Genomic DNA, 24,182 nt, shown 5'->3' with positions numbered 1-24,182 from the left:
CGAACCGCTCTTTCCTTTGTTCTAAAGCAATTCCGGAGGGAAAACCGCTTCACTTTAGGCAGCCGCGATCGCCAGCGCGTGCCCGCGCGCGTTCTCGCGCAACGCGTCGAGATGGATCGACTTGATCAGCCCGGCGAGATCGCCCGCGGCGGACTGCCCGCCCAATTCCTTCAGCATCAACCAGCTGACTTCCTGCACGCCGGCGAGGCGTTTGCCATTGGCGACCTCGCGCCAGACCTTCAGCGCGCGCAGGATGATGGCGTGGGTGGCGGCGGCAAGCCCGGCGCTGCGGAACAGTGCCTGCAGCGCCACGTCATGGCCGCCGGCCAGCAGTGCTCTCACCCGTTGTTCGGATTGCTGGCTGAGCGCGACCAGGGCCGAACCAAAGAAATCGACCTTGCCGTGCGCGATGGTGCGGATGACGAAGCTTGCGGTCAGGTCGCCGCGCAGACGCAGATGTTCGACAAGCGCTGTATGTTCCTCGGCACGCGTGCCTTCGATCAATGTCACGGAAGCTTTGACGCAGGCATCGCGCGTGACGCGCTCGGCTCTTGCGGCGCCCATCAGCGCCAGCACCAGCGGCGAGCCCTTGAGCGTCTCGCCCACTTTGACCAGCAGCAAATGCCGACAATCGGCGGGCAGGCGCGCATCGGCAATCAGCGCCTCGCGCACCAGAGGCAGATGGCCATGCCGCTCGGCCATGCGCCGAAAGCTGATCGATGCGATGTCGGCGCCGCTGTTGGCGAGCAGCGTGATGCAGGCCTCCGGCTCGCCGATCTCGGCGATTGCCGCCGCAACCGACATCGACACGCGCGGCCGGTCGGCGATCACCCTCTGCGTCGCTTTCTGGCCGCCGGCAACCCGATCGATCAGGTCGGCATCAGTAAGCAGCGGCGACCGCGCCAGCACCAGGGCTGCGACTTCCGGCTGGTCCGACGCCAGCGCGCTGACGATCTGCGGCGGCGCATGATGGCTCATGGAAAGCGCGTCGGCGATCGCCAGTCGCACCTTCGAGGATGCGTCATCGAGCAGCAATGTCAGCGCCGCCTCAGCAGCGCAGCGGTCCTCGAAAGGCAGGTCCGAATCGACATAGGCGCGAGCAAGTGCGCTTGCCGCTGCAACGCGCTCCGACACCTTCGCCGTGTGGATCCATTTCAGGAAATGCGAAACGACCATGTCGCCTGCTTACGCCCTTTGCCAGAACGCTTCTGGCCCCTGTCGCGACCGTAGGCACAAATGGTTTACGAACGGTTCACCATGTTCGTTAACTGGCTTGCGAGCCCGGTACGCAACGCCTATCAACCCTTAAGCAGCAGAGGAGATCGACCATGGCCGGGCTTTATCTTGAGGAGTTCGCTGTCGGCCATGTGTTCAAGCACACGCTGCGCAAGACCGTGACCGAAAGCGACAATATGCTGTTTTCGGTGATGACGCTGAACCCGCAGCCGCTGCACATCGATTTCGACTTCGCGGCGAAGAGCGAATGGGGCAAGCCGCTGGTCAATTCGCTGTTCACGCTTGGCCTGATGATCGGCATCTCGGTCAACGACATCACCGTCGGCACCACCATCGCCAATCTCGGCATGAAGGAGACAGTGTTTCCGCACCCCGTCTTCCACGGCGACACCATTCGCGTCGAGACCACGGTGGTTTCGGTGCGCGACTCCAGGTCCAAACCGGACCGCGGTATCGTCGAGTTCGAGCATCGCGCCTATAACCAGAACGACATGCTGGTTGCCAAATGCACGAGGCAAGCCATGATGATGAAAAAGGCGTAGCCGATGCGTTCTCTGCTCTTCGTCCCCGGCGACTCGGAAAAAAAGCTGGAGAAGGGCTTTGGCGTGGGCGCCGACATGGTCATCGTCGACCTCGAGGATTCGATTGCCGCGCAGAACAAGGATCTGGCGCGCGACACAGCGGCGCGTTTCATCGCCGGGCACAGGCACCGAACCAGCTCCGTGATCTATGTGCGCGTCAACGATCTTTCGACCGGACTGACCGACGACGATCTGGCGGCGCTCGTGCCGGCAAAACCAGACGGCATCATGCTGCCTAAGTCGAACAGCGGACTGGATGTCCAGCATCTCTCGGCCAAGCTCAGGGTGCACGAAGCTGAAAGCGGCCTGCCGGATGGAGCTATAAAGATCCTGCCGATCATCACAGAAACGGCCGCAGGCGTCTTGGCCGCAGCGACCTACGCCCGTGCAAGCGCGCGGCTTGTCGGCGTCACCTGGGGGGCGGAAGATTTGTCGGCGGCGATCGGCGCGCGCGCGACGCGCGACGCGAATGGCCGCTACACGGATGTGTTCCGCCTCGCCCGCACCATGACCATGCTTACCGCAAGTGCCGCGGAAGTCGCGGCAATCGACACCGTCTTTCCGGACTTTCGCGACATGGCGGGCTTCGAGGCCGAATGCGCCGAGGCCGAGCGCGACGGTTTCACCGGCAAGATGGCGATCCATCCGGCGCAGGTGCCGGTCATCAACGCCGCCTTCACGCCTTCGGCGCAAGCGGTGAAAAGCGCCCTGGCGATCGTCGAGGCATTTAAGGCGGCGGGAAACCCCGGCGTCGTCGGAATCGACGGCAAGATGTACGACCGGCCGCATCTAAAACTGGCCGAGCGGCTCCTGGCGCGGGCCAGGGTAGCTGGGCTTGGCGCTTAGGTCTGTTCCGCGCCGAAATTATCCCAGCCACGGCCCTGAATAATCGGCAGAGAGCTTTGCGGGATCGGGCCGTGGCCGCTCCGGTGCCGGCCCCTGGTAGGAGCCGATATGGACAAAACCGACGACCCGTTCATGCGGCGCCAGGCCAAGGATCGCCCTGCCCTCGGGCACGTCGGAATACCAGTTACTGATCATGTTGGTGCCGTAGCCCAGCGCATTGGCGGCAAGCATCAGGTTCATCGCCGCCATGCCGCCGGACAGGAACATCTCCCATTGCGGGATCTTTGGATTTTCCCTGGGGATCGAGATCACGCCGATAACCAGCGGCGCCCGCGAAAAGCGCGCCAATTCCTGGTTGCGGCGGCCTTCCGGCAGCGGTCCTTCACGCTGCTCGGCAAGTGCCGCCAGCTTCTTGCCGATCTCGATGCGAGACTCGCCGCGATAGAGGATGAAACGCCAGGGCTCCAGCCGGCCGTGGTCCGGCACCCGCGAGGCGGCGGCGATCATCGTCGCGATCTCCGTATCGCCCGGTGCCGGCTCTTTCAAATCTGGGATCGGCGCGGAATTTCGGGTCAGCAGAAAATCGATGATCGGCGACGCCATGGGCGCAAGTCTCCTGGAATTTGAGCTGAAGCGCACCATCGGGACATCGGGCGGCTTGGGCATTGGCGCAGCGCGCCGGACAAAGAGCCCTGTAGCAGAAGCCGACCGGACTCTTAAGCCTTGAAATTGCCACCGCCTTGGGCTTCAACGCAAGGCATGTTTGAGGGGACATTGCGTCTTTTCCTGATATGGCTCGCTGCCGCACTGTTGATGGTGCCGGTTTCGCTCGCCGTCGCCCAGGATGTGGACGGCCTCGGCGAACTGGAACTTCCCGGAATTTCGGGCTATGCGCCTCCGAAAAGCGAGACATCGCTGGTGTTGGGGAGCAGCGGGGCAATCACGCTGTCGGCGCAATTGACAGACAAGGGCGCCGACATCACGCGCGGCATCGTCTGGCGCGTCTTCAAGCCCGAATCGGCCAGCGACGGCAAGTTGCCGATGGTCGCCTCCGCTCATGGCGGTACCGCCGTATTCCAGCTCGAGCCGGGTTCCTATCTGGTCCACGCCTCCTACGGGCGGGCCGGCGCCACCAAGCGCATCACCGTCGGCAAGGAAGCCAAGCGCGAGAGCCTCGTGCTCGATGCCGGCGGCCTCAAGCTCGATGCCGTGCTGTCCGGTGGGGTGCGCATACCGCCGAAGAAGCTGCGCTTCTCGATCTATGAGAGCCACGCCGCGGCCGACGGCGATCGCGCCCTGATCATACCCGATGTCGAGCCGAACAGCGTCGTGCGGCTCAATGCCGGCACCTACCACGTTGTTTCGACCTATGGCGCTGTGAACGCGGTCATCCGCTCCGACATCCGCGTCGAGGCCGGCAAGCTGACTGAAGCGACCGTCGAGCACCGTGCGGCCGAGATGACCATGAAGCTGGTGCGCGAACCGGGCGGCGAGGCGATCGCCGACACCTCCTGGTCGCTGCTGAACGAATCCGGCGATCCGATCAAGGAAACCGTCGGTGCCTTTGCCTCGATGGTGCTGGCCGAGGGCGACTACACCATCATCGCCAAGAACCGCGACCGCATCTACCAGAAGGATTTTACGGTGGTGGCTGGGCACAACCAGGACATCGAGGTTCTGGCCACAGAGGCTTCGGCCATCGATTCCGAGGAAGGCGCCGACTAAGCCCTGCCTCTCTAAGCTGCCTTGCGCATGCGTCGCGCCAACCGGATAGCCGGATAGGCGCGCGGCGTGACAGGCATATGAAAATGGCGGTGGATCGCTCCACCGGCATTCATTGCAGGTCGGCTGGTTCAGGCCGCGCGGCGCTTGCGGTCGGGTGTCACCGCCTCGTCGGCAAGCAGCTTCACGGCAGCTGCGAGACCAAGCGATTCCTGGTCGCGCGAACCGAGACGGCGGATATTGACCGTTTCTTCCTCGGCCTCGCGCTTGCCACAGACGAGGATGACCGGGACCTTGGCCAGCGAATGCTCCCGGACCTTGTAGTTGATCTTCTCGTTGCGCAGGTCGGCTTCGGCAATCAGCCCGGCCGCCTTCAGCTGCGCAACGACCTTTTGGGCGTAATCGTCGGCATCGGAAGTGATCGTCGCCACCACCACCTGCAGCGGTGCGAACCAGAGCGGGAAATGGCCCGAATAATTCTCGATCAGGATGCCTAGAAACCGCTCCATGGAACCGCAGATGGCACGATGCACCATCACCGGCTGCTTCTTTTCCGAATCGGAGCCGATGTAGAAGGCGCCAAAACGCTCCGGCAGGTTGAAGTCGACCTGTGTGGTGCCGCACTGCCATTCGCGGCCGATGGCGTCCTTCAGCACATATTCGAACTTCGGCCCGTAGAACGTGCCCTCACCCGGATTGACGCCCGTCTTGATCCGGTTGCCCGACCGCGCCGCGATCTTGTCGAGCACGTCCTGCAGCACGCCCTCAGCATGATCCCACATCGCGTCGGTGCCGACCCGTTTTTCGGGGCGGGTCGCCAGCTTGACGGTGATTTCGTCGAAGCCGAAATCCGCATAGGTCGAGAGGATCAGATCGTTGATCTTGATGCACTCGTCGGCGAGCTGTTCCTCGGTGCAGAAGATGTGGGCATCGTCCTGGGTAAAGCCGCGCACGCGCATCAACCCGTGCAGCGCGCCGGACGGCTCATAGCGATGCACATTGCCGAATTCCGCAAGTTTTACCGGCAGATCGCGGTAGGACTTCAGCCCGTGCTTGAAGATTTGGACGTGGCCGGGGCAGTTCATCGGCTTCAGCGCAAACACCCGGTCGTCGTCGGTGTCGTCGCCAGCAACCGTCACCTTGAACATGTTGTCCCGGTACCAGCCCCAGTGCCCGGACGTCTCCCACAGGCTCTTGTCGAGCACCTGCGGCGCGTTGACTTCCTGATAGCCCTGCTCGTCGAGGCGGCGACGCATGTAATTGGCCAGGTTCTGGAACATCCTCCAGCCTTTGGCGTGCCAGAACACGACGCCCGGCCCCTCCTCCTGGAAATGGAACAGGTCCATCTCACGGCCGAGCTTCCTGTGGTCGCGCTTCTCGGCCTCCTCCAGCATCGTCTGGTAGGCTTCGAGCTGCGCCTGGTCGGCCCAGGCCGTGCCGTAGATGCGCGTCAGCATCGGGTTGTTCGAATCGCCGCGCCAATAGGCGCCGGCGACCTTCATCAGCTTGAAGGCGCTGCCGATCTGGCCGGTCGAGGCCATATGCGGGCCGCGGCAAAGGTCTAACCAGTCGCCCTGCGCATAGATCTTGAGATCCTGATCCTCGGGAATGGCGTCGATCAGCTCCAGTTTGTAGCGCTCGCCCTTGTCGGCAAAGATCCTTTTCGCCTTTTCACGCGACCATACCTCTTTGGTGAACGGCTTGTTGCGCGCAATGATCTCGCGCATTTTCTTCTCGATCACCGGGAAATCGTCGGGCGTGAACGGCTCGTTGCGAGCAAAATCGTAGTAGAATCCGTTTTCGATCACCGGCCCGATAGTCACCTGCGTACCCGGCCAAAGTTCCTGCACGGCCTCGGCCAGCACATGGGCTGCATCGTGACGGATGAGCTCCAGCGCGCGCGGGTCCTCGCGAGTGATGATCTCGACCTTGCCCGGCTTGCCGATCGGGTCGGAAAGATCGCGCAGCGTGCCGTCGATCGAATAGGCAACGGCCTTCTTGGCCAGCGACTTCGAGATCGATTCCGCCAGGTCGGCGCCGGTCATCGCCGCGTCGTAGTCGCGGACGGAGCCATCGGGAAATGTCAGGGAAACGGAATTCAGCATAAGATTCTCCTATCCAGTCCCGCAAACGAGCGCGGGTGGTGAAATGCATGTCGCCCAAAACTGCCTAGCGGTTTTGGGGCTACGACATGCATCAGTAAGAGCCGGATGCGTCCGGCGGCGAGCGGTCTTTTATGGACAGTTTTCGGCGCCGTAAAGCCGGATATAGGTCACCTGACGAGATTCGGCAGCTCGTTCAGGAACATCGCCCGCGTCTTGGGTCCCTTGGGCGTGTCGGAACGTTCCGTATCGATTACCAGGCGGGCAAAGACGATCTTGCGAGCATCGGTCTGCGCCCAGCCGACAAACCAGCCAAGCGAGCGCTTGTCGGCGCTGTCGCCGAGCCTGGTCGTTCCAGTCTTGCCCTGCACCGTCCAATCGCCCGCTCGAAACGTCGGTATGATCGCACCGGTCATGGCGTGGGCCTTGTTCGAAACCGGCAGTTTTCGCGCCAGCAGCCTGCGCAGGAAATCGACCTGCTCGACGGGCGATATCTCGAGCGAAGAATTCACCCAGGAATGGGTGAGTCCATCATTCTTGCCGGGAGTTCCGGAAACGTCCGTGTTGCCATACTCGAATTTCGACACATAGCCGGCAAATTGTTTGCTGCCGAGCCGGCGCGTAATCTCGCGTGAGAACCATATGACCGAATCCCTTTCCCAGATCGTCGGGTCGACGGTCTTGCGGTCCCGTTTCGGCGCATTGAACTCTGCCTTGTACTCCCAGCTTGGCGTGTGCTCGTCGCTCAGGATTCCAGCATCGTAGCCGATCAGCGCCAGCGGAACCTTGAACGTGGAGGCGGGGCTGACGCGCTGATCGCAGGTCCCTTCGCGATACAGCGTCTCGCCGCCTGCGGCGTCGACGATCAGCGTGCATTCGACGTCCCCGAGCGGCGCCGATTGCGCACGGATCGGAAAACCCAACAGCCACGCCAGGACATAGAGAACCACGGCGAAAACGAAGGGAAGACGATCTATCCGGCGCATTTGGCAATCTCTCCTGAAGGGTGTCAGGAGCGGCTTAGCCAGACGTCTTGTCTCGATTTTGTCTTAAATGCGCTATGTCCGCGCAAGCTGCGGTTAACCCTACCAGATCGTAAAAGCGGTCCGGTTGTGCACCGAACAGTTGCGGTCAACTGTCCAGGTCGCCACGTTTTTTCCCGATCCGCCAGTACCGCCATGGCGTGAACCAACGGTAACGATCAGCCAGGATCTCCGGTACGCGGTCGATGCCGTGCGTTCCGAACGGTCCGCAGCGCAGCACCCGGAAAAACCCCATCCAGCCACCGGCCCACAGCCCGTGGCGGGCGATCGCTTCGTGCGCGTATTCGGAACAGGTCGGCAAATGCCGGCAGGAATTGCCGACAAAGCCAGACAGCGTCAGCTGGTAGAGTCGGACAAGCGCGGTACCGAAGAGGCGGCCCGGCGTCTTGCGCCACGGGCCGGGCCAGTTGCGTCCTTGTCGAATCGGCCTGGCACCGCGCGCATGCCGATATTGGCCAACCACCGCAGTCTCCACATCACGTTTTTCAACACGATAGATGTGCGCATCGGGCCAGAAACGCAATGGCGTTTCGGCAATCCCGTCATGGCCTGGCACGGCGAGTCGGGTAGCGGTCGGGCGTCGGCTTCCGGCATACGGCGACGCTGGTCGGCGGCCTCTCCTCGCACCAATCCCTATGGGTTTCTCGTCATGCCATTGAAACGTCGCGATCCGTACGACATCGCCCAGAACGTTGAGAAACTGGATCATGGCAGCACTCCTTGAGCGCCGATTAGAGCGCCGCTGGCCTTGCCCTTCAAACGAGTATAACGTCCACGTCAGATAACTCTGAGTTATGCGAATGAAGCGCGGACACCTCCCCCTGACGGCTCTCAGAAGCTTCGAAGCAGCCGGTCGTCACCTGAGCTTCAGCCGTGCGGCCGCGGAGCTTTACGTCTCGCAGGCAGCGATCAGCCGCCAGATCCGCGAGCTCGAAGCCTTCCTGCGCCAACCTCTGTTCTTCCGCCATCATCGCCGCGTCGAGTTGACCGACACCGGCCGGCGGCTGCTCGACCAGTTGGTCAGAAGTTTCGAGGGCATCGACAGGCTGCTTTCGGAGTTGACGGCGGCCCAGACGCAGTCCGTGGTCCGTGTCAGCGTCGAGCCATCGCTTGCATCCGTATGGCTGGTCCCGCGGCTCAACCGCTTTCGCGAGTTGCGACCCGATATCGACGTTTCCCTTGAGGTCGACCCGAGGTTGATAGAGTTTCGCAGCGATCAGCCCGAACTTGCCCTGCGCTTCAGTGCGCACGCCACCTCATGGCCACGCAGCGAAGCCGAACAGCTTGCCGCGGTCGTCGACTCACCAGTCCTGTCGCCGGCGCTTCTTGCATCCGGGCCAGCTCTGGAAAAACCGATCGACCTTGGTCGCTACGCATTGCTGCACGAAGAAAACCGTCAGGCTTGGGCGCGCTGGTTCGAAGCGGCTGGCGTGACGGCTGAGGCCGTGCCTGCGCGCGGCCCGATGCTGGCGGATGCTTCGCTTTCGAAGCAGGCAGCTTTGCTTGGACATGGTGTCGCGCTGGGCGATCTTCTGCAGATCGGCGAAGAACTTGCGTCCGGCGCGCTGATCAAGCCTTTCGACATCGACGTCGCGTCCGGCGCCTATTGGCTGGTGGCCAGAAGGCTGAATGACCTTTCAGAGCCGGCCAGGGCTTTTGCCGACTGGGTCCGGGCGGAATTCGCCGAAAGCCGGCGTTTCCTTGCCGAGATCTAGGCCGCCTCCTCGGCCCGCTTCTTCTCAATCTGACCGATGGCGTCGACCACTGCGTCGAAGGTCAGCATGGTCGAGGCGTGGCGCGCCTTATAGTCGCGCACCGGTTCCAGATATTTCAGGTCGGCGAAGCGGCCTTCGGGCGGCGGACCATTTTCCTTCAGCATCTTCAGCATCGTCTCGCGCACGCTGCGCAATTCTTCGGCGCTGGCGCCGACGACATGCTGCGCCATGATCGAAGAGGACGCCTGGCCAAGCGCACAGGCCTTCACGTCATGCGCGAAATCGCTGACGACCCCATCATCCATCTTCAGATCGACGGTCACCGTCGAGCCGCACAGCTTGGAATGTGCTCGTGCGGTTGCGTCGGGCCGGTCGAGCCGGCCGATCCGTGCGATGTTTCCGGCAAAACCCAGAATTTTCGCATTGTAGACATCGTCGATCATATTTTTCCAATCCGTCGCCGCCCAGCGAACAGTCATTGCCGCTCTGGCGTCTTCCTTTCGCTCGGCACGAACATATATAATGGCGGTAGTCGGGTATCGACAAGGCGACCACAAACCTCGTCGTGCCCAATTCTGTTCACGCCACTTACGGGCTGGAAACCGGGCGAGTTTCTGACACCCGAAAGGTCGTGGTCCGTTCAACTCGTTCCTCCTGAGAGAGGAACTACGGGAGACGCCTTTATGGACGCCGTTATCAAGAAACTCATGCCGCGGTCCGCCTATATGGAAAAGCCGGTCACCGACCGGCCGAGCGAGGCCGAAGTCGAAGCCGCTGTGCGCATCTTGCTGCGCTGGACCGGCGACAACCCTGACCGCGAGGGCCTGATCGACACGCCGAAGCGCGTCACCAAGGCATTCCGCGAAATGTTCAACGGTTATGATATGTGCCCAGCCGAGGAACTTGGCCGCACCTTCGAGGAAGTCGCCGGCTATGACGACCTCGTCCTCGTCAAGGACATATCCTTCCACTCGCATTGCGAGCATCACATGGTGCCGATCATCGGCAAGGCGCATGTCGGCTATCTGCCTGACGGCAAGGTTGTCGGCCTGTCCAAGATCGCCCGCGTCGTCGACATCTTCGCCCATCGCCTGCAGACCCAGGAAGCGATGACGGCGCAGATTGCCGGCGTCATCCAGGACGTCCTCAATCCGCGCGGCGTGGCGGTCATGCTTGAAGCCGAGCATATGTGCATGGCCATGCGGGGCATCCGCAAGCAGGGCTCCACCACGCTGACCTCGACCTTCACCGGCGCCTTCAAGGATACACCCGAAGAGCAGGTCCGCTTCGTCACCATGGTGCGCGGCGGCGGAACTGATCAGACCCGCCCCACCTTCGTTAAATAAGGACCGGCGAATGTCGGCATTGGAATTCCCGAAAGCTCCCTCAGACAAGAAGGCGCTTGAGGAAGGCACGGTCCTTTCGCCGCGCTTCGATGCCGGCGGCCTCGTCACCGCCGTCGTCACCGATGCCGAAGACGGCATGCTGCTGATGGTCGCGCATATGAATGCCGAGGCGCTGGCGCTAACGCTCGAGACCGGCATCGCGCACTACTGGTCGCGTTCGCGCAACGCGCTGTGGAAGAAGGGCGAAACCTCGGGCAATGTCCAGCAGGTCGTCGAGATGCTCACGGATTGTGACCAGGACGCGATATGGTTGCGCGTCAAAGTGCTGGGTCATGAAGCAACTTGTCACACCGGCCGACGTTCATGCTTTTATCGGACGGTGGGGCTGAGCGATGGCAAAGGGACGCTTGCCAGCGACGGCAGCAAGCCGCTGTTCGATGCGGAAAAAACCTATCGAAAGCCCAATACACCATCAATATGAACCATTCGCAGCACTTCAGCCACGTGTATTCATGATTTCGATACGGCCCGCCTGTAGGATGACCGTGGGACAAGGGAGATTGTGATGCTCGACTGGGCGTCATTGCGCAACAGACCTGACGTTCGGGAGGCGAATGGCCTCTCCTCGGCCGCGGGCGCATCCGAAACCATATCTCCGGGCAAAACAGGGATTTCGCTGGCATTGGGTGGCGGCTGTGCGCGCGGCTGGGCGCATATCGGCGTGCTGCGCGCGCTTGACGAAGCCGGCATCGAAGTGTCGATGATCGCCGGCACCTCGATCGGCGCGCTGGTCGGCGGCTGCTATGTTGCCGGCAAGCTCGACGAGCTGGAAGAATTCGCGCGCAGCCTGACCAGGCGGCGCATTTTTGGCCTTCTCGACCTCAATCTACGCGGCAGCGGCCTGTTCGGTGGCATGAAGCTCGATGCGCGGCTACGCGAGCACATAGCCGGCATCCGCTTCGAGGACCTGCCAAAACCATTCGTCTGCGTCGCTTCGGAAATCCGCACCGGCCATGAGATCTGGCTGTCGAGCGGCTCGTTGAGCACCGCAATGCGCGCCTCCTACGCGCTGCCCGGCGTGTTCGAGCCGGTCGCCTGCAATGGGCGTGTGCTGGTTGACGGCGCCCTGGTCAATCCGGTGCCGGTCTCGGTTTGCCGTGCCTACGAGCAGCCGCTCGTGGTCGCGGTGAACCTTCACTACGATCTGTTCGGCCGCGCCGCGGTGATCAAGCACAATGCCGGCGAGTTGGTCATCGAGAAAGACGCGCCGCGGGCCGGCCACGCCGATCCCGAACGCCAGTCGCGCGAGACGCGGCTCGGCATTACCGGCGTCATGGTCGAGGCCTTCAACATCATTCAGGATCGCATTTCGCGCGCCAGGCTGGCCGGCGACCCGCCGGACATATCGCTGCAGCCGAAGCTCAGCCATATCGGCCTGACCGAATTCCACCGCGCCGACGAAGCAATCCGTATCGGCTACCAGGCAACGATGGCGCAGATCGGCGACCTGACCCGGCTGCAGACCGTCCTCGCTTAGGCAGAGCGGACGGCGAGCTTCTCAGGCAAGCGCCGCGTCGACGATACGAAATTGCACCGTGCGGTTGCCGTTCCAGTGGTTGCCCGACAGCGAGCCGGCTACATGCACCGGCTTACCCCTGTTCTTGAACAGGAATTCGCCGAGCGCGGTATCGACGGCGCGAAAGGCGATCGCCTGGATGCGGCCGCCGCTTTCCGACTGCAGGTCGGCGCGGATGTGGTTGGTGCCGACCGCCCGCGCATCGACAAGCCGGTGGCGCGGCAGCGCGAACACCGGCGCGACATGCCCTGCGCCGAACGGCCCTGCCCTCTCAAGTGCATCGAGCAGCGCGAGCGTCGCGCCCTCGGCGGCAAGCGCACCGTCGATCGCCAGGCTCTCCTGCCCTTGCAGGCGGAACACGTCCACCGCCGCGCGCTCTTCGAAGAAAGCCCTGAGTTCGCCGAGCTTCGCCCGCTCGACAGTGATGCCGGCCGCCATTCCGTGGCCGCCGCCCTTGACGATAAGTCCGGCATCGGCAGCCTCGCGCACCAGCCGGCCGAGGTCGAAGCCAGACACTGAACGGCCTGAACCCGTACCGACACCGTTGGCGTTGAAGGCAATGGCAAATGCGGGCCGGCGCGCATGGTCCTTGAGCCGCGAGGCAAGCAGGCCGACAATGCCCGGGTGCCAGTTGCTGCTGGCTGTGACCACGATGGCCGGACCATTGCCGCCGGCAAGCTCGGCGTCGGTCTCTGAGCGCGCCGCGGCCAGCATCTCCTGCTCCATCGACTGCCGCTCCTGGTTGAGCCGATCCAGCGTCTCGGCGATGGTGCGGGCTTCGACCGGGTCGTCGGTTGCAAGCAGGCGGCTGCCAAGTGCTGCGTCGCCGATGCGCCCGCCGGCGTTGATGCGCGGACCGATCAGAAAGGCCAGATGGAACGTGCTGATCGGCTCGCCTATACGCGAGACCCGCGCCAACGCCGCCAGCCCTTCGTTTCTCTGCTGCCGCGCCACCTGCAGCCCCTTGATCACGAAGGCGCGGTTGACGCCGGTGAGCGGCACCACGTCGCAGACTGTGCCCAGCGCCACCAGGTCGAGCAGGGCAAGCAGGTCCGGCGGTGCGGCATCCGGCAAGCGGCCGCGCAGGATCTTCGCGGTCTGCACCAGGCAAAGGAAGACGACGCCGGCGGCACAAAGATGACCTTGGCCGGAAAGGTCGTCCTCGCGATTTGGGTTAACGACCGCAGCCGCCGCCGGCAACGGCCCGCCGACCTGATGGTGATCGAGCACCACGACGTCGGCGCCGGCGGCCTTCGCCGCATCGATGGAAGCAGCACTATTGGTGCCGCAATCGACGGTGACGATCAGCGTCGCGCCGCGCGAGACGAGTTCGCGCATCGCTTCCGGATTGGGGCCGTAACCCTCGAAGATGCGGTCCGGTATGTAGATCTCCGACGGCACCGAGAAATGCGCGAGAAAGCGCTTGAGCAGCGCCGACGAGGCGGCGCCGTCGACATCGTAATCGCCAAAGATCGCTACCTTTTCCCTGGCCGTCACCGCCTGGGCGATACGAGAGGCGGCCTTGTCCATGTCGGTCAGCGATGCCGGGTCGGGCAGCAGGTTGCGGATGGTCGGATCGAGAAACCGCTCGGTCTGCTCGGCGGTGACGCCGCGCCCGGCCAGCACGCGCGCCACGATGTCGGGCACGCCATAACCTTGCGCGATGGCGAGCGCGGCCATGTCCTGGCGCTCGGTCAGCCGGTGTTCCCAGGAAACGCCGGTGGCCGATTGCCTGACATCGAGGAAAAAGCGTCTTTCCCCCGTCACGTGATGCGCCGTCTGCAATTTGTCATTGCGCACAATATGCAACGGCTAACTGAGTCGAAATCAAAACTTTTCCAGATCCTGGTGCCTGGCCTTGATCTCGCGCACGGTCCGCGATGACGAGCGCAGCACGATCGTGTGCGTGGTGATGAAATTGTGGCCGAACTTGACGCCGGCCAGCATATTGCCGTCGGTGACGCCGGTCGCGGCAAACAGCACGTCGCCGCGTGCCATGTCTTGCGTGTGGTAGATCCGTTTGGGGTCGGAGATGCCCATCTTGGCGGCGCGCGCCAGCTTTTCCGGCGTATCGAGGATCAACCTGCCCTGCATCTGGCCACCGGTGCAGCGCAAGGCGGCAGCTGCAAGCACGCCTTCCGGCGCGCCTCCGGTGCCGAGATAAATGTCGATACCGGTCTCGTCCGGATCGGTGGTGTGGATGACCCCGGCGACATCACCGTCGCCGATCAGACGGATCGCGGCGCCGGTCGCCCGCACGGCTTCGATCAACGCGCCATGGCGTGGCCGGTCGAGAATACAGGCGGTGATCTCCGCCACCGGCACGCCCTTGGCCCTGGCGAGGCTGGCGATGTTTTCGGCCGGCGAGGCATCGATGTCGATGATGCCGTCGGCATAGCCCGGGCCGATCGCGATCTTGTCCATATAGACATCCGGCGCGAACAAAAGGCTGCCTTTTTCGGCAATGGCGATAACGGCCAATGCGTTGGGCAGGTTCTTGGCGCAGATCGTCGTGCCTTCGAGCGGATCGAGCGCGATGTCGACAGCCGGGCCTTTGCCGGTACCGACTTCCTCGCCGATATAAAGCATCGGCGCCTCGTCGCGCTCGCCCTCGCCGATCACTACCGTGCCGTTGATGGCAAGACGGTTGAGTTCCTGCCGCATGGCATCGACCGCAACCTGGTCGGCGGCTTTCTCGTCGCCGCGTCCGCGCAATCTGGCGGCCGCGACCGCGGCGCGTTCGGTGACGCGCACCAATTCCATGGTCAGTATCCGGTCGAGGCCGGCGACAATGTTCTGGGCCACATTCATCGATGGACAATCCTCGTTGGCACTTTGTTTTTATGCATGTCGTCGTCCCAAAAACCGCCGCACACGTTTGGGCGACATGCATTAGCCTCCCGCCAGAGACGCGCTCCTTGTGTCAAAGCCCCGTGACAACAGCAAGACCTGCGCTGGACCTTTTTGAAAGCGCAGCAATATCAATCGATTAAACGCAAAATGTGAGACTGCTATCCGGCCCGCTCGATGCGGATGACTTGCGGCTTGTCGGTCAGAAGGCTGTCCCTGGTGATGCCGTCGACGGCCTTACGCACCGCCGCCTCGGTCGTCTCGTGGGTCACCAGGATGACGGTCTTCTGTGCCTCGGTTTCCGGACCGGCGGCATGCTGGACGATCGATTCCAGCGAAATGTCGTTGTCAGCCATGCGCTTGGCTATTGCCGCGAAGACGCCGAGGCGGTCGTGCACGGTCAGCCGGATGAAATAACCCCCGGCATGGCTGCGCATCTGCGCCTTCTTGTAGGGCTTGAGCTCCTTCGCCGGCCGGCCGAAGACCGGACCATGCTGGAACCCAGGCCGGCTCTTAGCGATGTCGGCAATGTCGCCGATCACCGCCGATGCGGTGGCGTTGCCGCCGGCACCGGGGCCGGAGAGCAGCAATTCGCCGAGGATGTCGGTCTCGATGGCCACCGCATTGGTGACGCCGTGCACCTGCGCGATGACCGAGGCCGTCGGCACCATGGTCGGATGCACGCGCTGCTCGATGCCGCTTTCGGTGCGTTGGGCGACGCCAAGCAGCTTGATCCGGTAGCCGAGATCGCCGGCCGCGCGGATGTCGGCCTGGCTGATGTTGGAGATGCCTTCCATGTAGATATCGTTGGCGGCGATCTTCGTGCCGAAGGCAAGGCTGGTCAGGATCGACAGCTTGTGTGCGGTGTCGTGGCCCTCGATGTCGAAGGTCGGGTCGGCTTCGGCATAGCCCAACCGTTGCGCATCCTTCAGGCAGGCATCAAAGGACAGGCCCTCGGCTTCCATGCGCGTCAAAATATAATTGCAGGTACCGTTGAGAATGCCGAAAACGCGGGTCACCGAATTGCCGGCCATCGCCTCGCGCATCGTCTTGATGACCGGAATGCCGCCTGCCACCGCCGCTTCGTAGTTGAGCAGCACACCCCTCTTTTCTGCGATCTCGGCCAGTGAGACGCCGTGCTTGGCAAGCAATGCCTTGTTTGCGGTAACGACATGTCGGCCGGCCTCGAGCGCCGCTTTGACGGACGAGCGCGACGGGCCTTCGTCGCCGCCGATCAACTCGACGAAGACATCTATCTCGGCGATCTGCGCCATCTTGACGGCATCGTCGAACCACTGTGCCGTACCAAGATCGACGCCGCGGTCGCGTTTGGGATCGCGGGCCGAAACCGCCGACACCACGATGTCGCGTCCGCACTGCCGCGTCAGTTCGGCCGCCTTGTCGCGCAGCACACGGGCCACAGACGCACCGACGGTGCCGAGGCCGGCAATTCCAACACGCAACGCTTCAGCCATGTCCGGCGACGCCCCTCAACAATTCGGTCGATGTGTATAAGATCAGCGATGCGCGGCGAGCGGTACGACATTATTCGGCTGCTTGGCGCTGGATGCGAGGAAGCGCTTAATGTTGCGCGCCGCTTGCCGGATCCGATGCTCGTTTTCGACCAGCGCGATGCGCACGTGATCGTCGCCATGCTCGCCGAAGCCGACGCCCGGCGCCACCGCGACGTCGGCGTGCTCGATCAGGAGCTTGGAGAACTCAAGCGAGCCAAGGTGCTTGAACGGCTCCGGGATCGGCGCCCAGGCGAACATCGATGCCGCCGGTGCGGGAATGGTCCAGCCGGCACGGCTGAAGGAGTCGACCATGACATCGCGGCGTTTGCGGTAGACGTCGCGCACTTCGGCGATGTCGGCGCCGTCGCCGTTAAGCGCATGCGCCGCCGCCACCTGGATCGGCGTGAAGGCGCCGTAGTCGAGATAGGATTTCACCCGCGTCAGCGCCGAGATCAGCCGTTCATTGCCGACCGCAAAACCCATGCGCCAGCCCGGCATCGAAAAGGTCTTCGACATCGAGGTGAACTCGACGGCGACGTCTATGGCGCCCGGCACCTGCAGCACCGAAGGCGGCGGATTGCCGTCGAAATAGATTTCCGAATAGGCAAGGTCCGACAGGATGATGATGTCGTTCTTCCTGGCGAAGGCCACCACCTCCTTGTAGAAATCGAGCGAAGCGACCAGTGCCGTCGGGTTGGACGGATAATTGAGGATTAGTGCCAGCGGCTTCGGGATCGAATGGCGGATGCCGCGCTCCAGGGCCGGGATAAAGCCGTCGTCCGGCTCGACCTGCAGCGAGCGGATGACGCCGCCCGACATAATGAAGCCGAAGGCGTGGATCGGATAGGTCGGATTGGGGCACAGGATCACGTCGCCGGGGGCGGTGATCGCCTGCGCCATATTGGCGAAGCCCTCCTTCGAGCCGAGCGTCGCCACCACCTGGCTGTCCGGGTCGAGCTTCACGCCGAAGCGGCGGGCATAGTAGTTGGCCTGTGCACGGCGCAGACCCGGAATGCCGCGCGACGACGAATATCGGTGCGTGCGCGGATCGCGCACCACCTCGCATAATTTGTCGACGATGGCCTTGGGCGTCGGCAGGTCCGGATTGCCCATGCCAAGATCGATGATGTCGGCGCCGCGCGAACGGGCGCTGGCCTTCAGCCGGTTGACCTGTTCGAAGACATAGGGCGGAAGCCGGCGGACCTTGTGAAATTCTTCCATGGCAGTTCCAGACAGTGAGGTTGCGGTCGCGCGTATAAGCTTATTTGCAACTAGGGTCGAGAGCGGGGTCGCATTTGCCTTCGATCTGCTTCAGCGCCTCGGCGCCGTGTTTTTTTGCCAGCTGGTCCAGCGCTGCCTGGTCCGCAACCTTGACGCCGCCGCCCTTGGCGGCCTGGCTCTGCTTCTCGGCCTTCAGTTGGGCGAGCTTGGCGTTCTTTTCCTCGTCGGTGAATTGCTCGGCCGCCACCTGCGGCCGGATGTTCAGGTTCGGATAGGAACCGGTGTCCTTCGCGCCGACAAGGCCGGTGGCGGGCGCCGCACCTTCCATGTTGCTGCTCGTGCAACCGGCCATCGTCAACATGACGAGCGCCATGCGGCAAAAACGACCAGTGCCGGAAAAAACGTTCTTGCCAATATTAATCGTCATATTGTTTTCCTGGCGGCCGGGTTAGAGCACATTGGACCCTGTTCGATATCCCATGGTAATATGTCAACAAAACGCTTCGGGAGGAACCCCGCGAACCATGGCCAAAACACCCGATTCGGGCAAAGCGGAAGATGACCAACCTTCGACCGTCGAGCAATATCTGGTGAAGGACCCGGAACGCTTCGCTCTGAACATGGCCCGCATGATCGAGCAGGCCGGCAAAGCCGCCTCGGCATGGGCCGAGCCGCGGGAAAAGGGCGAGGTACGCGATCACGTCGCCGAGCCGGTCGTCGACATGGTGAAGACGTTCTCCAAGCTCACCGAGTACTGGCTCTCCGACCCGCAGCGCGCGCTGGAGGCGCAAACGCGGCTGTTTTCCGGCTACATGACCGTCTGGGCCAATGCTGTCCAGCGCGTCGGCGCCGGCGCCGAGGACGCGGTCAAGCCCGAGCGCGGCGACAAGCGTTTCCAGGACCCGGAATGGGGCCGCAACGCCTTCTTCGATTTCCTCAAACAGGCGTATCTGGTCACCTCGCGCTGGGCGGCCGAACTGGTCGAGCACGCCGACGGCCTGGACGAGCATACCCGCCACAAGGCCGGCTTTTATGTCAAGCAGGTGTCCAATGCCATCTCGCCGTCGAATTTCATCCTGACCAATCCGGAATTGTTTCGCGAGACTGTCGCCTCGAACGGTGAAAACCTGGTGCGCGGCATGAAGATGCTCGCCGAGGACATCGCCGCGGGCAAGGGTGACCTGAAGCTGCGGCAGGCAGATTATTCGCCCTTCGAGATCGGCAAGAATCTCGCCGCCACGCCGGGTAAGGTGGTCGGCCGCAGCGACGTCGCCGAAATCCTGCAATACGAGCCGACTACCGACACCGTGCTCAAGCGGCCGCTGCTGATCTGCCCGCCATGGATCAACAAATACTACATCCTCGATCTCAACCCGCAAAAATCCTTCATTCGCTGGGCGGTCGAGCAAGGCCACACCGTGTTCGTAATCTCCTGGATCAACCCGGACGAGCGGCACGGCGCCAAGAGTTGGGAGGCCTATATCAGGGAGGGCCTGCAATACGGCCTCGACACGATCGAGAAGGCAACCGGCGAAAGGCAGGTCAACGCCATCGGCTATTGCGTCGGCGGCACGCTTCTGGCGGCGGCCCTGGCGCTGATGGCGCAGGAAGGCGACCACCGCATCAAATCCGCCACCTTCTTCACGACCCAGGTCGATTTCACCTATGCCGGCGATCTAAAAGTGTTCGTCGACGAGGAGCAGGTCGCGGCCGTCGAGAAGGCGATGAACGAGAAAGGCTATCTCGACGGCACCAAGATGGCGACCGCCTTCAACATGCTGCGCTCGGGCGACCTGATCTGGCCCTATGTCGTCAACAACTACATGCGCGGCAAGGATCCCCTGCCCTTCGACCTGCTCTACTGGAATGCCGATTCGACCCGCATGGGCGCTGCCAACCATTCCTTCTATTTGCGCAATTGCTATCTCGAGAACAGGCTCTCGCAAGGCATGATGGAACTGGCGGGCCGCACGGTTTCGCTGAAGGACGTTACCATTCCGGTCTACAACCTCGCCTCTAAGGAGGACCACATCGCGCCGGCGCTATCGGTATTCCTCGGCTCGAAATATTTCGGCGGCGAGGTCGACTACGTCATGGCCGGCTCCGGCCACATCGCCGGGGTCGTCAATCCGCCGGCGGCGCAGAAATATCAATACTGGACCGGCGGCAAGCCGGCCGGCGACTTTGACAAATGGCTCGCCGGGGCCACAGCCCACCCCGGTTCCTGGTGGCCGCACTGGCAACGCTGGATCGAAGCCAAGGACAATACCCGCGTTCCGGCCCGCAAACCGGGCGAGCACATGCAAGTTCTAGGCGAAGCCCCCGGCACCTATGTCAAGGTGCGCGTGTAACCATCTGTAATGTGTGGTGAGTTGACGCGCCGCCAAAAGCGGGCGAAATGGTGCCGTCAACCCTGAGCAGCCTTGATTCATCCTCTAGCCGCCAAATTACTTTGAGGCTTGCAGATTTGACACAGGTCTCGTTTCCGGTTCGGGGAACAAGGGTCATTTCGACGAGACGTTTCGGCGCCGCGCCAATGACGAACCGGTCGGATATCGAGGGGGAATTTTGTTTTGAGATCAGCAGGATCGCGCCTCGCGAAGGGAGAAAGCCGCGCCATTGTGGCGGCGCTTTTCTCGGTGCTCCTGGCGTCCTGCACCTCGGCCGGCGACCCGACCATGTCGGTCGGCATGCCAGGCTACAATACCTCGGCTACCGAAATCAGCACGGCCGCCGGTGCGCCCCAGGCCAGCACGGCCGCATTATCGTCGCAGATGACAACCGCACAAATGACGATGAATGCCGACGGTGACGCCAACCTTCCCGAGCAGGTCGCCTATGTGCCAATAGCCAAGCCAGGGGCCAAGCCCGATGCCGGCTTCCCGATCGCCGTTCCAACGGCAGCCGAGACGATCGCGGGACACACGCCGCAGCCGCTGCAACCAAACGCCCAGACGGCCGAACAGGCCGTGGCACAAAACAGTGCTGATGCATCGAAGCCCGACGCCAAGGCCGCCGCGCCGGCGATGAACAACCCGGTCTATGTAACCGCCGGCGAGATGCCGCAGCCACAGGCCTACGCACCGAAGAAAAACTTCCTAGCCTCGCTGTTCAGCGCCACCCCCGCTTCGGCAGCATCGCCGGCCAACAGCAGATCGGGCGGGCAGCCAACGGCCGTGCAGGCCAAGGCGACGCCTGCGGCGAAACCCACCGTTACCTTGGCCTCGGCCAATCCGGCTGAAAAGCCGGTGCAGTTGGTGTCGACCGGCGATACCAGCCATTTCACGGCCGATGCGCTGCCCGGAGTGCGCCAGACGGCGTTGTTCGAGATCAAGCGCAAATCCGGCCTCGACGATGAGAGCGACGTCGATCTCAACGAAGACGAAGGTTCGGGTGGTGCCTACCAGGTCGCCTCCGCCGCCGGCCTCGCCAGGCTCGCGCCCAACGGCCTCCTGAAACAGAACGAAAGCGTCGATGTCGCCTGCTTGAAGCCGTCGCTGGTTCGCGTGCTGAAGACGATCGAAGGCCATTACGGCCGCAAGATGACGGTCACCTCCGGCTATCGCGACCCGGCCCGCAACCGCCGCGCCAACGGCGCCAAGAATTCGCTGCACATGTACTGCGCCGCCGCCGACATCCAGGTCCCCGGCGTCTCGAAATGGGAACTGGCGAGCTATATCCGCACCATGCCGGGCCGCGGCGGCGTCGGCACCTACTGCCACACCGAATCCGTCCATGTCGATGTCGGCCCCGAGCGCGACTGGAACTGGCGTTGCCGCAGGCGCGGCTAGGGAGAGGTTCTTCGGCCACAGCGAAGTCCCCTCGGCGACGTTGCAGCATGCTGCAAAACCACCTTGGCTGTCGGAAAGACGCGGTTTGGAGCCAAAGGAAAAAAGTTGTCGCAGCCGGCGGCAGACGGGTTGCCGGTTTGCCGCGACGCAACTATAAGCGCTCACATCTGAGCGCGCCCATCGTCTAGCGGTCAGGACACCGCCCTTTCACGGCGGTAACAGGGGTTCGATTCCCCTTGGGCGTACCAGCAATTTCAACTCGGCATATGTCTATCGCCAGCGTGACGCTGGCAAACTTGGCCGGACCCCACCCACTCTGATGGGGGTGTCAGCAAAGGGCGAAGACAAACTGCGGATTGTGCCCAGGGCTCCCTACGCCCGCAGCCCCCTCGCCTCGCCGCCGCGCTTGCGCGGAGGAACCATCATGTCCCTGGCAAGCAGGCCGCTCACCCGGCAAAAGGCCATGAAGGCCCGCCATGCGTCTTCGGTCTCGACGATGTCCACCGTGGCGCCAAAACAGGCATTGAACGCAGCCTGGTAGGTTGGCCCCTTCCGGCGAACCGGCCACGTTTGCAGGAAATCGAGCGCCTGCTCGACACTGTAGATTTCCTCGACCGGCTGGCTGGGCACAGGCGCGATACGCACCGGCACCGCAAATTGCAGTCTGTCCATTCGACCTCTCCCGAACCGACACCCCCGCAGCAACATCGTTCGGCATAAAAAGTTGCCGTGGCGGCTTCATGCTTGGGCCGACTTCTCGCCTAGAAATGTGTCGTCACTGCGGTAGCCAAATGAACCGGTCGGGAGCATGGGCAGCTACAGGCAAGGAGAGTGCCCCAAAGACCTGAATATCGCCGGTCTTCGGTCGTCGCCGGCAGTTCGTCCTTGAACCTTGCGCCTTCCAGTGCCAAATCTGGGGAGATTTCTCTGGCGGGGGCTCATCCAGCCCTCGCATCCCTGCAAGACGGACAAAAATGGTCACCTATCTCGACGCCGCCACGGCACCGCTCAGAAACACCGGCCAGATCCGTCTTTACGACGAGGAAGGCTTTATCGGCATGCGCAAGGCTTGCGATCTCACCGCGCGCTGCCTCGACGAACTGGTATCGATGGTGGCGCCCGGCGTCACCACCGAAGCGATCGATCGCTTCGTCTTCGAGTTCGGCATGGACCATGGCGCGCTTCCGGCGACACTCAACTACCGCGGCTACACGAAATCATCCTGCACCTCGATCAACCACGTCGTCTGTCACGGCATACCCGACAGCAAGCCGTTGAAGGATGGCGATATCGTCAATATCGACGTCACCTATATACTCGACGGCTGGCATGGCGACTCCTCACGCATGTATCCGGTGGGCACGATCAAGCGTGCCGCGGAGCGGCTGCTCGAAGTCACGTATGAGTGCCTGATGCGCGGCATCGCGGCAATCAAGCCGGGCGCCCGCACCGGCGCCATCGGCGCCGCCATCCAGACCTACGCCGAAGCCGAGCGTTGCTCGGTGGTGCGCGATTTCTGCGGCCACGGCGTCGGCCGGCTGTTTCACGACGCGCCGAACATCCTGCATTACGGCAGCGCCAGCGAAGGCGTCGAGATGCGGCCGGGCATGATCTTCACCGTCGAGCCGATGATCAATCTCGGCCGGCCGCATGTGAAAGTGCTGTCGGACGGCTGGACCGCGGTGACGCGTGACCGTTCGCTTTCGGCGCAGTACGAACACACGATCGGCGTCACCGAAACCGGCTGCGAGATCTTCACGCTGTCGCCAAAAAACCTCGACCGCCCCGGCCTGCGGGCCTAGTGTCTGGCAGATCGGGCGTTACCTTGCCCGGCAAATGCTGGGTGGGCAGCCATGAACGGTGACGACGACGAGCGGGCCTTCTTTCCCGAAAGGCCGGTGCGGTCGCCTGCGAAGGCGGTGGCCGCCGACAAGCCGCATTATCTCGGCCATCGCGACCGCTTGCGCGAGCGCTTCGCCGCCAGTCCTAACACCCTCCCCGACTACGAACTGCTCGAGCTTCTATTGTTCCGGCTGATCCCGCGCGCCGACACCAAGCCGGTCGCCAAGGCCTTGCTGGCACGCTTCGGTACATTGGCCGAGGTCCTCGGCGCGCCCGTCGAGCGCCTGCAGGAAGTGAAGGGCATCGGCCCGATGGTGGCGCTCGACCTCAAGGTGGTTGCGGCAACGGCGCAACGCATGGCGCGCGGCGAGATCGCCGGCCGCGAGCTGTTGTCGACCTGGACGCAGGTTCTCGAATACTGTCGGTCGGTGATGGCCTTCGAGGAGCGCGAGCAGTTCCGCATCCTGTTCCTCGACAAGAAAAACGCGCTGATCGCCGACGAAGTGCAGCAGGTCGGCACCGTCGACCACACACCGGTCTATCCGCGCGAGGTGGTCAGGCGCGCCCTGGAGCTCTCTGCCACGGCGATCATTCTGGCGCATAATCATCCGTCGGGAGACCCGACGCCGTCGCGCGCCGACATCGAGATGACCAAGCTGATCATAGAGACGGCCAAACCGCTTGGCATTGCCGTTCACGACCACATCATCATCGGCAGGAAAGGCCACTCCAGCATGAAGGGCCTGCTGCTGATCTGAGGTTTGGCGTTGTTTTCAGCTTTGTCCGCTGTGCGCCTA

At 62.9% G+C, this 24,182-nt stretch carries 23 protein-coding genes and 1 tRNA gene; 12 read left to right on the top strand and 12 right to left on the bottom strand.

The features are described from left to right. Positions 1-54: 54 nt before the first annotated feature. Positions 55-1,176: a DUF2336 domain-containing protein gene (locus tag NKJ17_RS22145; RefSeq protein WP_352508745.1), complete on the bottom strand. Its 1,122-nt coding sequence runs from the start codon at positions 1,174-1,176 to the stop codon at positions 55-57. 152 nt (positions 1,177-1,328) lie between these two features. Here NKJ17_RS22145 and NKJ17_RS22140 point away from each other — a divergent pair, with 152 nt between their 5' ends. Both NKJ17_RS22140 and NKJ17_RS22135 read left to right on the top strand, forming a co-directional pair. Next, positions 1,329-1,778 (top strand): MaoC family dehydratase, encoded by a 450-nt coding sequence (locus tag NKJ17_RS22140; RefSeq protein WP_352508746.1) that lies wholly within the window; start codon positions 1,329-1,331, stop codon positions 1,776-1,778. Positions 1,779-1,781: 3 nt separating this feature from the next. Continuing rightward, positions 1,782-2,663, top strand: coding sequence for an HpcH/HpaI aldolase/citrate lyase family protein (locus NKJ17_RS22135; protein ID WP_352508747.1), 882 nt, complete (start codon positions 1,782-1,784; stop codon positions 2,661-2,663). 18 nt (positions 2,664-2,681) lie between these two features. Here the strand turns inward: NKJ17_RS22135 and NKJ17_RS22130 are convergent, their stop codons facing one another. Continuing rightward, complete coding sequence (locus tag NKJ17_RS22130) at positions 2,682-3,266, bottom strand: nitroreductase family protein (protein WP_352508748.1); 585 nt, start codon at positions 3,264-3,266, stop codon at positions 2,682-2,684. A 156-nt stretch (positions 3,267-3,422) separates the two neighbouring features. Here NKJ17_RS22130 and NKJ17_RS22125 point away from each other — a divergent pair, with 156 nt between their 5' ends. Then, entirely contained in the window at positions 3,423-4,388 is a 966-nt protein-coding gene (locus NKJ17_RS22125; protein WP_352508766.1) for an RgsD C-terminal domain-containing protein, read from the top strand. Between the two features lie 128 nt (positions 4,389-4,516). Here NKJ17_RS22125 and thrS read toward each other — a convergent pair whose 3' ends face one another. The 3 genes from thrS to yidD form a co-directional block, all read right to left on the bottom strand. Further along, positions 4,517-6,490, bottom strand: coding sequence for a threonine--tRNA ligase (thrS, locus tag NKJ17_RS22120; RefSeq protein ID WP_352689965.1), 1,974 nt, complete (start codon positions 6,488-6,490; stop codon positions 4,517-4,519). Positions 6,491-6,657: 167 nt separating this feature from the next. After that, on the bottom strand, positions 6,658-7,473 hold the full coding sequence (gene blaOXA / locus NKJ17_RS22115) for a class D beta-lactamase (protein ID WP_352689964.1): 816 nt from the start codon (positions 7,471-7,473) through the stop codon (positions 6,658-6,660). 145 nt (positions 7,474-7,618) lie between these two features. Beyond that, positions 7,619-7,993: a membrane protein insertion efficiency factor YidD gene (yidD, locus tag NKJ17_RS22110; protein WP_352689975.1), complete on the bottom strand. Its 375-nt coding sequence runs from the start codon at positions 7,991-7,993 to the stop codon at positions 7,619-7,621. 337 nt (positions 7,994-8,330) lie between these two features. On the opposite strand from yidD, the gene NKJ17_RS22105 reads away from it, so the two are divergent. Then, the gene (locus NKJ17_RS22105; RefSeq protein ID WP_352689963.1) at positions 8,331-9,245 is read left to right on the top strand and encodes a LysR substrate-binding domain-containing protein; all 915 of its coding nucleotides are present in this window, start codon (positions 8,331-8,333) and stop codon (positions 9,243-9,245) included. On the opposite strand, the gene NKJ17_RS22100 is transcribed toward NKJ17_RS22105, so the two are convergent. After that, positions 9,242-9,688: an iron-sulfur cluster assembly scaffold protein gene (locus tag NKJ17_RS22100; RefSeq protein WP_023678879.1), complete on the bottom strand. Its 447-nt coding sequence runs from the start codon at positions 9,686-9,688 to the stop codon at positions 9,242-9,244. The genes NKJ17_RS22105 and NKJ17_RS22100 overlap by 4 nt on opposite strands. 240 nt (positions 9,689-9,928) lie before the next feature. Between NKJ17_RS22100 and folE the strand changes: the two genes are divergently transcribed. The 3 genes from folE to NKJ17_RS22085 all read left to right on the top strand — a co-directional run bounded on the left by folE (position 9,929) and on the right by NKJ17_RS22085 (position 12,128). Continuing rightward, positions 9,929-10,591, top strand: a complete 663-nt coding sequence (gene folE, locus NKJ17_RS22095) for a GTP cyclohydrolase I FolE (protein WP_254818364.1) — start codon at positions 9,929-9,931, stop codon at positions 10,589-10,591. Between the two features lie 10 nt (positions 10,592-10,601). Next, positions 10,602-11,072, top strand: coding sequence for a phosphoribosyl-AMP cyclohydrolase (gene hisI, locus NKJ17_RS22090; RefSeq protein ID WP_352479758.1), 471 nt, complete (start codon positions 10,602-10,604; stop codon positions 11,070-11,072). Between the two features lie 84 nt (positions 11,073-11,156). Beyond that, positions 11,157-12,128, top strand: coding sequence for a patatin family protein (locus tag NKJ17_RS22085; protein WP_352689962.1), 972 nt, complete (start codon positions 11,157-11,159; stop codon positions 12,126-12,128). Positions 12,129-12,149: 21 nt separating this feature from the next. On the opposite strand, the gene recJ is transcribed toward NKJ17_RS22085, so the two are convergent. The 5 genes from recJ to NKJ17_RS22060 all read right to left on the bottom strand — a co-directional run bounded on the left by recJ (position 12,150) and on the right by NKJ17_RS22060 (position 18,179). Next, entirely contained in the window at positions 12,150-13,934 is a 1,785-nt protein-coding gene (gene recJ / locus NKJ17_RS22080; RefSeq protein ID WP_352689961.1) for a single-stranded-DNA-specific exonuclease RecJ, read from the bottom strand. A gap of 60 nt (positions 13,935-13,994) precedes the next feature. Further along, on the bottom strand, positions 13,995-14,978 hold the full coding sequence (gene glpX / locus NKJ17_RS22075; protein WP_352689960.1) for a class II fructose-bisphosphatase: 984 nt from the start codon (positions 14,976-14,978) through the stop codon (positions 13,995-13,997). Positions 14,979-15,178: 200 nt separating this feature from the next. Continuing rightward, positions 15,179-16,492 (bottom strand): homoserine dehydrogenase, encoded by a 1,314-nt coding sequence (locus tag NKJ17_RS22070; protein ID WP_352508757.1) that lies wholly within the window; start codon positions 16,490-16,492, stop codon positions 15,179-15,181. 42 nt (positions 16,493-16,534) lie between these two features. Beyond that, a complete protein-coding gene (locus NKJ17_RS22065; RefSeq protein ID WP_254818358.1) occupies positions 16,535-17,752 on the bottom strand; it encodes an LL-diaminopimelate aminotransferase in 1,218 nt (405 codons plus the stop codon). 40 nt (positions 17,753-17,792) lie between these two features. Then, positions 17,793-18,179 carry a hypothetical protein gene (locus tag NKJ17_RS22060; RefSeq protein ID WP_254818357.1) on the bottom strand — a complete coding sequence of 129 codons (387 nt, stop codon included), beginning with the start codon at positions 18,177-18,179 and terminating at the stop codon, positions 17,793-17,795. Positions 18,180-18,276: 97 nt separating this feature from the next. On the opposite strand from NKJ17_RS22060, the gene phaC reads away from it, so the two are divergent. From phaC to NKJ17_RS22045, 3 genes are all read left to right on the top strand, one after another. Further along, on the top strand, positions 18,277-20,103 hold the full coding sequence (gene phaC, locus NKJ17_RS22055; RefSeq protein ID WP_352508758.1) for a class I poly(R)-hydroxyalkanoic acid synthase: 1,827 nt from the start codon (positions 18,277-18,279) through the stop codon (positions 20,101-20,103). A 327-nt stretch (positions 20,104-20,430) separates the two neighbouring features. After that, positions 20,431-21,543, top strand: coding sequence for a YcbK family protein (locus NKJ17_RS22050; protein ID WP_352508768.1), 1,113 nt, complete (start codon positions 20,431-20,433; stop codon positions 21,541-21,543). A gap of 173 nt (positions 21,544-21,716) precedes the next feature. Next, positions 21,717-21,791, top strand: a tRNA-Glu gene (locus tag NKJ17_RS22045). A 124-nt stretch (positions 21,792-21,915) separates the two neighbouring features. Here NKJ17_RS22045 and NKJ17_RS22040 read toward each other — a convergent pair. Beyond that, positions 21,916-22,215, bottom strand: a complete 300-nt coding sequence (locus NKJ17_RS22040; RefSeq protein WP_254818355.1) for a DUF982 domain-containing protein — start codon at positions 22,213-22,215, stop codon at positions 21,916-21,918. A gap of 302 nt (positions 22,216-22,517) precedes the next feature. Here NKJ17_RS22040 and map point away from each other — a divergent pair, with 302 nt between their 5' ends. Then, a complete protein-coding gene (gene map, locus NKJ17_RS22035; protein ID WP_254818354.1) occupies positions 22,518-23,345 on the top strand; it encodes a type I methionyl aminopeptidase in 828 nt (275 codons plus the stop codon). A 51-nt stretch (positions 23,346-23,396) separates the two neighbouring features. Then, positions 23,397-24,143, top strand: coding sequence for a RadC family protein (radC, locus tag NKJ17_RS22030; RefSeq protein WP_254818353.1), 747 nt, complete (start codon positions 23,397-23,399; stop codon positions 24,141-24,143). Positions 24,144-24,182 lie beyond the last annotated feature (39 nt).

Origin of the sequence: Mesorhizobium sp. M0208 (assembly GCF_040322015.1) — a bacterium.
Classification (GTDB): domain Bacteria; phylum Pseudomonadota; class Alphaproteobacteria; order Rhizobiales; family Rhizobiaceae; genus Mesorhizobium.
Note: the sequence above shows the minus strand (reverse complement) of the source record. Positions and strands in the feature narration are given on the sequence as shown.

Bases quoted from the DNA above. Each gene is read 5' to 3' on its own strand.
- NKJ17_RS22145 (WP_352508745.1), bottom strand. From the start codon at position 1,176: ATGGTCGTTTCGCATTTCCTGAAATGGATCCACACGGCGAAGGTGTCG.
- NKJ17_RS22140 (WP_352508746.1), top strand. From the start codon at position 1,329: ATGGCCGGGCTTTATCTTGAGGAGTTCGCTGTCGGCCATGTGTTCAAG.
- NKJ17_RS22135 (WP_352508747.1), top strand. From the start codon at position 1,782: ATGCGTTCTCTGCTCTTCGTCCCCGGCGACTCGGAAAAAAAGCTGGAG.
- NKJ17_RS22130 (WP_352508748.1), bottom strand. From the start codon at position 3,266: ATGGCGTCGCCGATCATCGATTTTCTGCTGACCCGAAATTCCGCGCCG.
- NKJ17_RS22125 (WP_352508766.1), top strand. From the start codon at position 3,423: ATGTTTGAGGGGACATTGCGTCTTTTCCTGATATGGCTCGCTGCCGCA.
- thrS (WP_352689965.1), bottom strand. From the start codon at position 6,490: ATGCTGAATTCCGTTTCCCTGACATTTCCCGATGGCTCCGTCCGCGAC.
- blaOXA (WP_352689964.1), bottom strand. From the start codon at position 7,473: ATGCGCCGGATAGATCGTCTTCCCTTCGTTTTCGCCGTGGTTCTCTAT.
- NKJ17_RS22105 (WP_352689963.1), top strand. From the start codon at position 8,331: ATGAAGCGCGGACACCTCCCCCTGACGGCTCTCAGAAGCTTCGAAGCA.
- NKJ17_RS22100 (WP_023678879.1), bottom strand. From the start codon at position 9,688: ATGATCGACGATGTCTACAATGCGAAAATTCTGGGTTTTGCCGGAAAC.
- folE (WP_254818364.1), top strand. From the start codon at position 9,929: ATGGACGCCGTTATCAAGAAACTCATGCCGCGGTCCGCCTATATGGAA.
- hisI (WP_352479758.1), top strand. From the start codon at position 10,602: ATGTCGGCATTGGAATTCCCGAAAGCTCCCTCAGACAAGAAGGCGCTT.
- NKJ17_RS22085 (WP_352689962.1), top strand. From the start codon at position 11,157: ATGCTCGACTGGGCGTCATTGCGCAACAGACCTGACGTTCGGGAGGCG.
- glpX (WP_352689960.1), bottom strand. From the start codon at position 14,978: ATGAATGTGGCCCAGAACATTGTCGCCGGCCTCGACCGGATACTGACC.
- NKJ17_RS22070 (WP_352508757.1), bottom strand. From the start codon at position 16,492: ATGGCTGAAGCGTTGCGTGTTGGAATTGCCGGCCTCGGCACCGTCGGT.
- NKJ17_RS22065 (WP_254818358.1), bottom strand. From the start codon at position 17,752: ATGGAAGAATTTCACAAGGTCCGCCGGCTTCCGCCCTATGTCTTCGAA.
- NKJ17_RS22060 (WP_254818357.1), bottom strand. From the start codon at position 18,179: ATGACGATTAATATTGGCAAGAACGTTTTTTCCGGCACTGGTCGTTTT.
- phaC (WP_352508758.1), top strand. From the start codon at position 18,277: ATGGCCAAAACACCCGATTCGGGCAAAGCGGAAGATGACCAACCTTCG.
- NKJ17_RS22050 (WP_352508768.1), top strand. From the start codon at position 20,431: ATGTCGGTCGGCATGCCAGGCTACAATACCTCGGCTACCGAAATCAGC.
- NKJ17_RS22040 (WP_254818355.1), bottom strand. From the start codon at position 22,215: ATGGACAGACTGCAATTTGCGGTGCCGGTGCGTATCGCGCCTGTGCCC.
- map (WP_254818354.1), top strand. From the start codon at position 22,518: ATGGTCACCTATCTCGACGCCGCCACGGCACCGCTCAGAAACACCGGC.
- radC (WP_254818353.1), top strand. From the start codon at position 23,397: ATGAACGGTGACGACGACGAGCGGGCCTTCTTTCCCGAAAGGCCGGTG.